Below are 11,814 nucleotides of genomic sequence, written 5' to 3'. Positions count from 1 at the left end.
GAAGGCGGCGCGTCACCAGCCGAACGCCCAATTTTCGAGCCGTTCATAATCGCGGCCTTGCGCCACCATCACCTCGCCTTCGCCGGCGGTCGCTGCGGGATCGGCGGCGGCGTGGCGGGCAAGCTCGAATCTTGCCAGCTGGTTCGAATGGACCTCGTCGGGGCCGTCGGCAACCTGCGTCGTGCGCGCATAGACATAAGCCATCGTCAGCGGGATATCGGCGAAGCCGCCGCCGCCGAAGGCCTGGATTGCCATGTCGACGATCTCCGCTGCCATGCGCGGGACGATGATCTTGATCATCGCGATTTCCGCTTTCGCCGCCTTGTTGCCCGCGACGTCCATCATCCACGCCGCCTTCAGCGTCATCAGTCGCGCCTGTTCGATGCGACAGCGCGCCTCGGCGATGCGGAAGCGCCAGAGCGACTGGTCGGCGATAAGGGTGCCGAATGTCGTGCGCTCCGACAAGCGGCGGCATGCGCGTTCCAGCGCGCGGTCGGCGACCCCGATCAACCGCATGCAATGATGGATGCGCCCCGGGCCCAGCCGGCCCTGCGCGATTTCGAACCCGCGGCCTTCGCCGAGCAGCATGTTTTCGGCGGGGACGCGAACATTGTCGAAGATCGTTTCCATATGGCCGTGCGGGGCGTCGCTTACCCCGAAGATCGGCAGGTAGCGCCGGATATGGACCCCGGGTGTATCGGTCGGCACGAGGATCATCGACTGGCGGGCGTGGCGGTTCGGATTCTCGGGGTCATTCTGCCCCATCACGATCATTATCTTGCACCGCGGGTCGCCGGCGCCCGAGGTCCACCATTTGCGCCCGGTAATCACATATTCGTCTCCGTCGCGGCGAATACGCGTGCCGATATTGGTTGCGTCCGATGAGGCGACGGCGGGTTCGGTCATCGCGAAGGCCGACCGGATCGTCCCGTCGAGCAGCGGCTGCAGCCATTGCTTCTGCTGTTCAGCCGTGCCGTAGCGGACAAGAACTTCCATGTTGCCGGTGTTCGGTGCGTCGCAGTTGAATATCTCGGGGGCCCAATAGGATCGGCCCATGATCTCGGCGAGCGGCGCATAGTCCAGATTGCCGAGGTTCGCGCCGAATTCGCTTTCGGGGAGGAAGAGATTCCAAAGCCCGGCCGCACGGGCTTTCTCCTTCAGATCTTCGAGGATTTCCAATGGCTGCCATTGGCGAAAATCGTCCGGCTGTGCAAAGACCTGATCGTAAATGGTGCGCTCGGCCGGGTAGACATGGCGCTCCATGAACGACTGGAGATGCTCGATAAGCGCCTTGCAGCGGTCGGAATACTCAAAATTCACAGGCATTATCCTTTTGCGGGCGGGGCGAGGCCGAGGCAGGCGAGTCCGGCTTCGGCGATGACGTCGAGTTGGCGGAGCATGGCGGGAGCGATGGCACCGGTCGCATTGCGGTGCAGCACGCCGTGCGCGATCGCAGCGGTGCGATAGAGCGCGAATGCGCGATAGGCTTGCCAGGCGGCGGGCAGCGCGAAGCCCGTGGCGCGGCAATAGCGCTCTACAAGCGCGGTTGGCGCGGGAATACCGGAACCGGATCGCGAACGTCCCGCTAGACCCGGCAGAATCGGATTATCGTGCGGCAATTCGAAAGCGAGCAGGAAATAGGCGAGGTCGGCGAAGGGGTCACCGAGTGTCGAAAGCTCCCAGTCCAGCACGGCGGTTACCCGGCCGTCCGCGAGCAGCAGGTTACCGAAGCGATAGTCGCCGTGGACGATGCTCGTTCGCGACTGCGAAGGCAGGATCCGCGAAAGCAGGCTGCCGAGTTCGAGCAGCGCTGGCGGGACTATTCCGTCGGCGGCGACCTGCTCCGACCATCGCATTAGCTGGCGGTGATTATAGTCTCCCGACGATCCGAACCCGGCAAGGCCAATCGCGCCGGGCGAGAGCCGGTGCAGGCGTGCCAATATGTCGATAGCCTGCTCATAGGCGGATGCGCGCTGCCCGGGCGAAAGTGCCGGCAGCGCTGGATCCTCCTCGGCGGCGCCGTCGATCAATGGCATCAGATAGAAGGGGGCACCGAAATGCGAAGGATCGTCGACATGCAGCAGAACCGGCGGCACCGGAATATCCGATCCCTCAAGCGCGGTCAGTATCCGCACTTCGCGGTCGATCCTGTGCGCCCAGGGGAACGTGACTCCCACCGGACGGCTGCGCAGCACATAGCGGCCGTTCGCGGCATCGAGCAGGAACGTGGGGTTCGACCTTCCGCCCGCCAGCGGGCTGATCGACACCGGCCCGCATAGTCCCGGGACGCCATTTTCGAGCAGCGCGGTCATCGTCCCGCCCAGCGGTTGCGGCAACGAATCCGTCTTCTTTTCCGTTCTTTGGCTCATCGCGATAATCGGTAGGCGGATTGCCGGACGACCAGGTATCGCGAACTTCCCAACGCGCGTTGCGCAACCGGCAACGGTCAGCCCGCCCGTTCCAGATCGGCCGCGAGATAGCGCGCCGCGAGCCGGTAGTGCAGCGCCCCCCAGACGAAGAGCGACGCGGTCAGGACCAGTGCGATACGCAGCCCATAGGCCGCGTTATCCGCGTTATCGGCCGCCGCCGCGAAATGGTCGCTGAGCCAGCCGGTGAGCGGGGGTCCCATGCCGAGCCCGACGAGGTTGACGGTCAACAGCACGAGCGCGCTGGCGGTGGCGCGCATCGTCGGTTTTGCGAGCGATTGAACAAGGGCATATGTCGGGCCGAGATAGAGAAACTGGGCGATTCCGGAAGCCAGCAGCAATGCTATCGCCACCGTCTGTTCCTCCTGCAAATAGGCGACGATCGAGAGCGGCGCCGCCAGCGCGAGCCCCGTCGCCGGAATCCATGCGCCGAAGCGCGTATCGCGCCGCATCGCCCGGTCGACGGCGAGGCCGCCGAGAAGTGTTCCTACCCCGGCCGCCAGGCCCGAGATCAGACCGGTCGTATATCCGGCGGCGGCGAGTCCCATCTCGAACTGCCGCATGAAGAAGGGAGCGGTGAAAGCGAGAATGCCGTATCCGGCGGTCGAGGCGACGGTGATGCCGATCGTCAGATGGACGAAAGCGCGGCGCGCCGCCAGATGCGCCAGCGTTCGGCCGAGCGAAGGCGGCGCGGCGGGTGCGGTCCGCGTCGCGCCCGCCGTGCGCGGATCCCTGATTACGAGCAGCACGACAAGCGCGAGGATCAGGCCGGGCGCACCCACGAGCATGAATGTCGCGCGCCAGCCCAGCGCTTCGCCGAGCGCACCCCCGGCAACGGCGCCGAACAATATTCCGAGGGGAACGCCGAGTGAATAGATCGAGATGGCGGTCGCGCGCCGCTCGGGCGGAAAGAGATCGGAAAGCAGCGCGTGCGCGGGCGGCGTGCCGCCGGCTTCGCCGATGCCGACTCCGACGCGGTACAGGAACAGCTGGATGAAGCTCGTCGCGAGGCCGCACACCATCGTCATCAGCGACCAGATCGCCAGCGCCGCCGCGATGATGCGTGGCCGGTCGACGCGTTCGGCGAGGCGGGCGATCGGCACGCCGAGTACCGAGTAAAAGAGTGCGAAGGCCGTGCCGGATACGAGCCCGAGCTGGGTATCGCTCAGCCCCAGCTCCTGTTTCAGGGGCTCCTGGAGGACGGAAATGATCGTGCGATCGATGAAGTTGAAGCAATAGACCGTGAGAAGAAGGCCGAGCGCGACACGCGGATCGCTCGCGCGGCGGGGGCGGATCATGCGTCGCGCCATTCGGCGGGTCGCCGCTCGAAGAAGGCAGCCATCGCCTCGTGAAAATCCTCGGTCCGGGCGCAGAGAACCTGGTTGCGATCCTCCATCGCGATGGCGGACTCGATCGACGGGGCGTCGATCGCATGGCGGAGCGCTTCCTTCGACAGACGAAGCGCGGTCGGTGCAACCTTGAGCAACCGGTCGGCCATCGTGCGCCCTTCGTCTTCCAGCGCGCTTGCGTCGTCGACCAGCCGCGACACGAGGCCCAGCGAATGGGCCCGCTCCGCATCGATGAAGTCACCCGTCAGGATCAGTTCGGAAGCGATCGACGCGCCGGCTAGGCGCGGCAGCAGATAACTGACGCCGATATCGCAGCCCCCGAGGCCGACATTAACGAAGGCGCAGTTCATGCGCGCGTCGCGGGTCGCGATCCGGATGTCGGCAGCGAGCGCAAGGGCGAAGCCCGCACCGCACACCGCGCCGTGGAGCAGCGCGATGACCGGCTGAGGACAGCGGCGCATTTCTACGATGAATTCGCGATTGGCGCGCTGGATCGCAAGTTCGGTCCGGACGCCGGCATTGCCGAATTGAAGGTCGGGGGGCGCGTCCTTCGTTGCCTTCAGATCCACGCCCGCGCAGAAAGCGCGTCCGGCTCCGCGCAGCACAATCACGCGGCAATCATCGTCGTCGCGCTTTTGCCTGAAATAGGAGGTCAGCGCATCGGCCATGCGCGGATCGATGGCGTTGAGCCTGTCGGGACGGTTGAGCGTCAGTATATCGAGCGTGCCCGAGCGGTGTATCTGTAACCCTTCATTCTGGCGGACGGGTTGCGCGCGTGTCTTGTCGGTCATGCCGGCAGCCTATCGACCCCTGTCCGCAGGGCGAGTCGGCAATTCGCAACGCTCGTTGTGTTTGGCGCAAGAGCGGGGCGTTCTTCGAAACGCCGAACCTAATTCGATGCCTGTCTTTTATGAGGGACGGCGCAAGGCCGACCACTTCTAACCGGCCAGCCTCTGCTATCGCTGTAGAGCATGTGGTTTACGCCGCGATAGTCGGCGACCATATGTCCGTTTTGGCGGGGCTACGATCCAAAGCCGCCTGTCCGCAATCGGCCACGAGTTTCTATCGAGGGCGATAAGGTTCGCAGGCGATTCCGTCGCCATCGCCATCCATCTCGGGGCGATAGCCGGGCTGCCCTCGATATATCGGCGCGGCACCAGCAGCCCAGGCTTCCTTGCAGTTGCGGAAATATGCGTTGGATGCTGGAGGCGGCGTCGCCGGTCGGGGGCCGTCTGACACGCGCGCGGTCGGCTGGCGCGGGGCGGGGTTGGCGGCCCGATAGTCGGCGGGCATCTGGAACTCGCCGCTCCAGAGACCGAGTCTGCGCTCACGCGCTCTTGCTTCATTGGGAACATAGGCGGCCGTGAATTTTGGCAGGGCCACAGCGAGGCCCGCATCGACGACGGCGGCGGAGAGGTCGATTATTCCGACCTGGCACATCGCGACGGTGCGGCCATAGTCGTCGATGTCGCGCTGTTCGCAGCGCACGGACTGGCCTTCCACGATCGCGGCGAGCTTGTCGGCCGCTTCCTGGCCGCAGGCCCAGGGACCGTCGCCGCGCGTGCAGGTCTGCTTCAGTTCGGGCGCGTCGATCCCGTAAAGCCGGACGACGATACCTGTGAGGTTGAGCGTATCGCCGTCGGAGACCCGCGCGGGGCCGCTCACGTCCTGTGCGACCGACGGGGTAGGGGGCAGGGCGAGCGAGAAGATGATAGCGGCGATCGCGGTGCGCGTGGGCCGGCGTGTCGCGCGGTTCGGGTTTTTCGATGTCACAGCAGGGTTGCGGCCGTGCGTGCCGCATTTTTCCTGGTACGACCCGCGTACCAGAGCTCGGGCGTGTGATCGATGACGAGACGATCGGCGGGATATTGGGTGACGAGCTTCATCGCCTCCTCGGCCGGTGCGTGCAGCCATGCCTCATGGTCTTCGGGATGTAGGATAACGGGCATGCGGTCGTGGACCTCGAGCATCTCGGGGACGGCATCGACCATCACCATGGTGTAGCTGTCGCCCCATTCGTCGGTCGGACGCCAGAAGCCCGCGCAGGCGGCCAGCGGCTGGTCGGCAATGCTGATCCATGTGCGTGTCATTTGCCCTTCGGGCCCAACGGCTTCGGCGAAGGCGGTGATCGGGATGAGGCAGCGATGCCCGGGCTGGACGAACCATTCGCGCCACATGCCGTAAGGCGACATCAGCTTGTCGTCGCGGGCGTTGTTGACGTGGGTCGGCTTGTTGGGCTTGCCGGTCTTCTTGTTGGTGGAATGCCGCGGAAAGCCCCACACCATTGCGTCGAGCTGGCGTTCGCCGGCGACCTCGCGAACGACGAAGCCCGTGCCGCCCTTCCAGACATCACCGGTGCTCGCATTGGTCTGCTTCTTGCGCTGCGCCTTGAAATGCGAGGCGACCTCGTCGACCGAGGCCTTGAGCGTGATCTGGTTGCACATCGGCGGCTCCCGTTCAGGCGGCGCCGAGCAGCCCCTCGAAACTGGGCTGGATCGGCGGCGTGATCGTGAAGCTACCTTCGGGGAAGGGGCGCAAGATGTCCAGCGGCGGGCGCTCCTGTTGCATCCAGTCGAACCAATCGTCGGGATCGACGACCGCCACATGGCGGTCCTTGTGCGGCGCAAGGTCCGGATAGGCGGGGACGGTCAACGCCGCGAAGGCATCGAGATAGTCGCGCGTCCCTCGCTGCCAGACCCCGGCAATGCAGAAGAAGGGGATGTCGGTGACGAGGCTTGCCGCATAGAGCGTCTTGCCGTCGCGCTTGATGCCGAACTCGTTGGCGAGGATGAGGCAGGGGCTTTCGATCCGCGCGGTTTCGGACTTGAGCAGCGGGATCTGTCCGATCTCGGGGTCGCGCGACCGGAGGCCCCAATGCGCCTCGATCTGGCGTTCTTCCTGGCCATCCCAGATCATGATCCGGTGCCCGCCTTTGCCGACACCCTGCAGGACGTCGTCGAAATCTCTCTCCATCGTCTAGCTCCTAGCTCCGGTAGCGGCGGATCGCGCGCTTCCATTCGCGTTCGTCGACCCGCTCCTTGATGCAGATCGCGTCCTTGTCCCAATTGACCACTTCGAGGCGGAGCGGTTCGACGCGGCGGCCGGAACTCCAGGCGCATTGCCGGCACCAGAAATGGCGGCACGCCTTGCGAAGATTATCGTCCCAGCCTTTGCGGTGAAAGCGGTACCAAAGCAGTCCCGCATCGAACTTGGCGTGATGACCGCAGCGGCAAACGGGCTGCACCGCATAATGCCAGATGGCCGCCTCGAAAATGTGCGTGGCCCGCGGAATGCCCGATTTCGTATGCTGCACGTCACAGCGCCAGCACCAGCTGATCGGCGTCGGCGGCGGCCGTGGTCTCACCGTGGATGCGCGCGATCGTCAGCGCCAGTTCCTGCGCGGCCGCTTCGCGTATGATTTCCGTTGGCGCGGTGAGGCCGACGCGCGCCCATCCTGGGGCGTCCAGGAGTGCGCGTGCGACTCGGTCAGGGTCGATTCTCATCATGGATCAATGAGAACATAAAAAGAACAAATGAGCAAGCTGCGGTACGCGCGCGTGGGCCCGTCTTCGCGATGCCGCCGCCACGCAAGCGGCCCCGGCGCAAGCCGAACGGACGGGCTCGGCCGTCCGGGCGTCCGCCCATTTCGGCATTTTCCAAGAAGCCGCCCAATAGCAATCGGCCCGAAACGCCAAAGCGGGTATCTTTGGAGCCCAGGGATACCCTGTGTTAAGCTTGGCTGTGCGGGGCGCACGCTGGTCGATCGTGCTTTGCGCCGGGTCAGTGACGCCGAATTATAGAGAGGAAAGATTACTCCAGATTGGCAAACCTTGTACGGAAAAGACAAACTATCCCGGCTGCAGGAAAGTTTTGTTTTTGAGAATGGCGAGGTTTCCCTAACGGCGGCCGCGTCGGTGGAGGGGCCTCTGGTGCCGATAAAGGGACCGGTCTCATCATTCCGATAACAGTCGGCCGGGCACGCGACCCGCCCGGCCGTATCTGGGCGGCGCTCCGCGTCCAGACCCCGGTTTTCCGGGCGCGGGGTGCCGTCATTTTCAGGGGCTAAGGCCACCCGGGGCTGCGCTCGGAATATTCGCTTCGGCGAGTGCGCGCCTACAAACTACCTGACCGCCATATCCAACGGTCAGAAGCCACGCATTAACCCGACGTGGCAGCGCGGAGAGCCCGCGAGCCGCATTGGTCACGCGAGGCGGGTGACGGGGTGAGGGCGCCGCGCATCCATGCGGCGTGGTGCACGCAGAGCTGACGTCGCCACTGCTATCTCATGACATTGCTGCCCGTCAGTTCGGGAGGCCACCTCCCCTATATCGCTCCCCTTCTTTCCGCTGACCCAGCCAGTCCTCTCAGTGACGCAGTGATCGGCTTTCGGCCTCCGCACGCCACGGCGCGGGCGGCGAGGTGAGCGCGCGCATGCGGGCAGCGGCGTGGGCCGAGGGCGCGGCGCCACAGAGGAGAGAAGGATCGGGAAGAGTGTCGCCGGGAAATGGTTCGCGCGCGACATTCGAAAGTAAGTGTCATGAATATCGGTGAAATCAGGAATGTGAATGATCGTCTGACTGGCTCGATCGCGACCCGCACGATCGACCTCCCGCGCATCGGTCTGCGCAAGGTCGAGAGCATGAACCCGCGGGCACCCGTTTACGAGGTGCTGGCGCTCAACGTCGCCCGGCGCTGGGTGCAGGTCGGGGCGCTGTGGGAAGCGGCGTCGAAGAAGACCGGCGAGGTTTTCCTCGCGGGCAATATCGACGACCCGAGCCTCCCCGAACCGCTGCCGGTGGCTCTGTTTCCGTCCGAAGACGGCGGCTACACCATCGCGTGGCGCCGCGAGACCGTCCGTGCCGAGTTCGGCGGCGGTTTCGGCGCGAGCACGCGCAGCTATGACGAGCAGCCGCAGGACCGCGGCTTCGGCGAGAGCACGGCGGGCTCGAACGGCGCGCTGATGGGCGCCGGCGCCGACCTCGACGACGAGGTGCCCTTCGGCTGACGAAGGCGCCGCAACCGGGCCGGGAGGCGCAGCTGCGCTTCCCGGCTCTTTTCTTGCCCGATCCAAGGAGACCGAACATGGTCGCTCATTCTTCCGCGCAAAGTGTTGACAGCTTTGCAGACCTTCGTGCCCTCTACGCCGAACAGATCGCCACGCCCGAATTCCAGGCATCGTTCGGCGATCCCATCCCGCTTTCGATCATCGAACCCGGTGACGAGCCGGGCGAGCATGACATGCCCGAACCCTTCGCGGCGCAGGCCGAATGCGGCGGGATCATCGCGACGATCTTCGACCTTTTCAACGACACGAGGCTCGCGCCGCTTTCCGCCGAGATCGCGTGGGGGTTCGTGAACAGCTTCCACTTCGTCGCCGGGAAACTCGAGCGCCGCGAGGATGCTCTCGCGGCCGAGGTTGGCGAGATGGTCCGGCGCATGGACATGAGCGAGGTGTTCAACAGCGAGCTCGAGGAAAAGCAGCTCCTGTGCCAATCGACTGCCGAACAGCGCGCGGCGATCGAATGCATGCGTGACTATGCCGCCGAAATGTATCGCACCCAGTCGGGCTGGCCCTGGTCGCCCGCGCGCGGATCGCGTGCATCCTCGGCCTCGACTGCGAGCCAGATCGCGGCGCAGGACTTCCTGCGCGAACGGGCACTCGATGCGCGCGAGCGCTACCTGCCGCAGGGGCCGGTCGTAGTCTTCTCCGGCCCCGCGCAATGGCACGACTGGGAGATGCTTTGGCGGCGGCTCGACGAGATCCGCGCCCGCGTGCCCCATATGACGCTGGTGACGACCGGGCAGCGCAAGGGCGCCGACGCGATCGCTGCAGCGTGGGCGGGGCGATCCGAAACCCGCGTACCCGTCGTGGCCTTCGGCCTCTACGGGACCGGGCGTAAGACCGCCTTCACCCGCAACCGAAAGCTCGCCGAACTTCGTCCCGTCGAAGCGGTGGTTTGCGAGGGGTCGGGATTGCAGGCCAATCTCTACCAGACGCTGCGACAGGCCAATGTCCCGATCCACGCCTTCCGCAAGACGGACCAGGCGCCTGAGAAGGAGAGCGCCGTCCGCCGCCCCACCGCGCATGGCGCGATGAAAGCGGCGCGCGGCGATCCGATGTTCGCCGCCGCCTGACATCGGCCGGGCCATAGGCCCGACCGTCACTTTGATCTCCCTGAGCCGGTGCGCTGAAGCGCGCCGGCTTTTCTTTTTGCTGCAGGGGATTTGCCGCACGTCCTGACCGCCCAGGCTGCGCCGAACCAGCCACACCGCCGTGCTCGCATATCGCGCCGTACAAGAACGGGAGCCTTTGCGGATCGGGGGCATCGAGCCCCCGCTCCGCAAACCTCTTCCTCTCTCTCAAGTCTTCTTATCGTGGCACGGGACCGCATCGGCCTCAAGGACGGCGGGGCCCCACCATTTTCCCTGGCGGGTCGGGCGCGGGGCTTCTTCCTTCCATGTGCGGTGGCCGCCAGAGAAAATCGTGACCCCCACCGCCGCTTCGCGGTCGGGCTTCGCCCGATCCTTGACCCCGATGCTCGGCGCCCGTGCAGGGGGAATGACCTCTCAATCTAGAGGAGGTCAATATGACGACGTTCAAACGCAGCATAAGGGATTTTTCGGAAATCGCCGCACTTATTGCCGAGGAGACGGGAGAGGCGAACGACAGCTTCAGCGCCGCCTTCGACACCGATCTCGAACGCAGCAAGCTTGGGAAAAGCGAGGAGGAACTGACGTGCGATATGCCCGATGCGATGCAGGTGCAGCTTGCCGTCGAACTGATGATCACGACCGTGTTCGACGTGCTGCGCGACACGCGCATCGAAAGCGCGGCCGAACGGATCGCATGGGGGATCGTCCACAGCTTCCACCGCGTCGCAGGACAGTTCGCCGGACAGTCCGACCGGGCGGCGCAGGAGGTGCGCGAGTTGCTGCGCTCGGCCGACGGCAGCGAGATCCACGGCGTCGAACTTGAGGAACAGCAGCAACTCCTGGAATCGCTCGATGAAGCGAGCGATGCCATAGCCTGCATGCGCGATCATGCAGCGGACATCTTCCATGCCGAAACGGGGCGTCCGTGGTCGGCGCCGAAAGCGACGCTGGTATCGTCGAAGCGCACCGCGTCGGTTATCGCGGGGACCGATTATCTCGCGGCGCGCCGCCAGCGCCGCCTCGCGCAGCATTTTCCGGCGGGGCCGCTGGTGGTCTTCTCCGGGGGCGCTCGCTGGGCCGACCATCGCCCGATCTACAAGGCGCTTGAGGAGATGAAAGCGGCGCGCCCCGACATGGTGCTGCTGACCACCGCGCAGGACAGGGGCGCCGATGCCATCGCCGCGGCGTGGGCAGCAAGAACGAAGACGCCGCTGGTCGCGCTGGGGATCGACAAGGCGCGCTGGGGGAACCGGGCGGGGTTCGTCCGCAACGACCAGATCGCGCGGTTGCAGCCGGTGGGTGCCGTGGTCGCCGAGGGTACCGGGGTGCAGGCGCAGCTCGTGCGGGTGCTGCGGGCGGCGGGGGTAGACCCGGTGCTGCTCCCGCATCACGATATGCCGCGCGAACGGGTGCGAGCATAGAAAGGCGAGGGGATCGGTTCGGGCGCAAGCTCGGACCGATCCCCTTTTTTATGTCGAGCGTCCTGTCGCCACCCTCAGGGAACCGGACGCGGGAGCGCCCGGTCCCGTCGGGCGGCGATGCGGTGCGGCGCACCGGCCTCCTGCGCGCGGCTTCGCCGTGCTCGTCGCTGGGACCATCCCTTCGGGATGGGCGTCATTTGTTCGGGGCCATCCCCGAGAGGGCTTTTAGCGCCGCGACAGATGCAGTCCCTCCAGCACGGATCGCAAGATCGACGATCTCCCGAAATTCACGCTCGGTGAGCGTCTCGACAGGGAGCTCGGGCACGATCGCGGCATATTTGCCGCGCAGCGCGCGGCGGGCATTTTCGACATCGTCTGCGACCTTGCGCTGGCGCGCTTCGAGGTCGGCGAGGCGCTCGCGTTCACTCTTCTTGGGCATGTCCATCTTCCTTTCGATGGTCTGCC

General features: G+C 65.5%; 13 protein-coding genes. 3 read left to right on the top strand and 10 right to left on the bottom strand.

What is annotated here, in order from left to right:
- Positions 1-12: 12 nt before the first annotated feature.
- The 9 genes from RIA72_RS10940 to RIA72_RS10900 all read right to left on the bottom strand — a co-directional run bounded on the left by RIA72_RS10940 (position 13) and on the right by RIA72_RS10900 (position 7,278).
- On the bottom strand, positions 13-1,326 hold the full coding sequence (locus tag RIA72_RS10940) for an acyl-CoA dehydrogenase family protein (RefSeq protein WP_246553343.1): 1,314 nt from the start codon (positions 1,324-1,326) through the stop codon (positions 13-15).
- Positions 1,326-2,369 carry a phosphotransferase family protein gene (locus RIA72_RS10935; protein ID WP_215353394.1) on the bottom strand — a complete coding sequence of 348 codons (1,044 nt, stop codon included), beginning with the start codon at positions 2,367-2,369 and terminating at the stop codon, positions 1,326-1,328. Before RIA72_RS10935 ends, RIA72_RS10940 begins: the two co-directional genes overlap by 1 nt.
- 77 nt (positions 2,370-2,446) lie before the next feature.
- Positions 2,447-3,724: a spinster family MFS transporter gene (locus RIA72_RS10930; protein ID WP_215353393.1), complete on the bottom strand. Its 1,278-nt coding sequence runs from the start codon at positions 3,722-3,724 to the stop codon at positions 2,447-2,449.
- On the bottom strand, positions 3,721-4,566 hold the full coding sequence (locus tag RIA72_RS10925; RefSeq protein WP_215353392.1) for an enoyl-CoA hydratase/isomerase family protein: 846 nt from the start codon (positions 4,564-4,566) through the stop codon (positions 3,721-3,723). The genes RIA72_RS10930 and RIA72_RS10925 overlap by 4 nt, the downstream gene beginning before the upstream one ends.
- Positions 4,567-4,837: 271 nt before the next feature.
- On the bottom strand, positions 4,838-5,548 hold the full coding sequence (locus RIA72_RS10920) for a thermonuclease family protein (protein WP_255265978.1): 711 nt from the start codon (positions 5,546-5,548) through the stop codon (positions 4,838-4,840).
- A complete protein-coding gene (locus RIA72_RS10915) occupies positions 5,545-6,219 on the bottom strand; it encodes an SOS response-associated peptidase (RefSeq protein WP_062769464.1) in 675 nt (224 codons plus the stop codon). Before RIA72_RS10915 ends, RIA72_RS10920 begins: the two co-directional genes overlap by 4 nt.
- Positions 6,220-6,232: 13 nt before the next feature.
- Positions 6,233-6,748, bottom strand: a complete 516-nt coding sequence (locus RIA72_RS10910; RefSeq protein ID WP_215353391.1) for an SOS response-associated peptidase family protein — start codon at positions 6,746-6,748, stop codon at positions 6,233-6,235.
- A 10-nt stretch (positions 6,749-6,758) separates the two neighbouring features.
- Positions 6,759-7,088 (bottom strand): hypothetical protein, encoded by a 330-nt coding sequence (locus RIA72_RS10905; RefSeq protein ID WP_058804215.1) that lies wholly within the window; start codon positions 7,086-7,088, stop codon positions 6,759-6,761.
- Position 7,089: 1 nt separating this feature from the next.
- Positions 7,090-7,278 (bottom strand): DUF6771 family protein, encoded by a 189-nt coding sequence (locus tag RIA72_RS10900; RefSeq protein WP_232003473.1) that lies wholly within the window; start codon positions 7,276-7,278, stop codon positions 7,090-7,092.
- A 1,034-nt stretch (positions 7,279-8,312) separates the two neighbouring features.
- Here RIA72_RS10900 and RIA72_RS10895 point away from each other — a divergent pair.
- The 3 genes from RIA72_RS10895 (at position 8,313) to RIA72_RS10885 (ending at position 11,349) form a co-directional block, all read left to right on the top strand.
- Positions 8,313-8,780: a DUF736 domain-containing protein gene (locus RIA72_RS10895; protein ID WP_058804217.1), complete on the top strand. Its 468-nt coding sequence runs from the start codon at positions 8,313-8,315 to the stop codon at positions 8,778-8,780.
- A 77-nt stretch (positions 8,781-8,857) separates the two neighbouring features.
- The gene (locus RIA72_RS10890) at positions 8,858-9,910 is read left to right on the top strand and encodes a DUF2493 domain-containing protein (RefSeq protein WP_058804218.1); all 1,053 of its coding nucleotides are present in this window, start codon (positions 8,858-8,860) and stop codon (positions 9,908-9,910) included.
- A gap of 452 nt (positions 9,911-10,362) precedes the next feature.
- On the top strand, positions 10,363-11,349 hold the full coding sequence (locus RIA72_RS10885) for an SLOG family protein (protein WP_058804219.1): 987 nt from the start codon (positions 10,363-10,365) through the stop codon (positions 11,347-11,349).
- Positions 11,350-11,542: 193 nt separating this feature from the next.
- Here RIA72_RS10885 and RIA72_RS10880 read toward each other — a convergent pair whose 3' ends face one another.
- Positions 11,543-11,788: a hypothetical protein gene (locus tag RIA72_RS10880; RefSeq protein WP_058804246.1), complete on the bottom strand. Its 246-nt coding sequence runs from the start codon at positions 11,786-11,788 to the stop codon at positions 11,543-11,545.
- Positions 11,789-11,814: the final 26 nt, after the last annotated feature.

Origin of the sequence: Sphingopyxis sp., from assembly GCF_040216815.1 — a bacterium.
In the GTDB taxonomy this organism is placed as follows: domain Bacteria; phylum Pseudomonadota; class Alphaproteobacteria; order Sphingomonadales; family Sphingomonadaceae; genus Sphingopyxis.
Note: the sequence above shows the minus strand (reverse complement) of the source record. Positions and strands in the feature narration are given on the sequence as shown.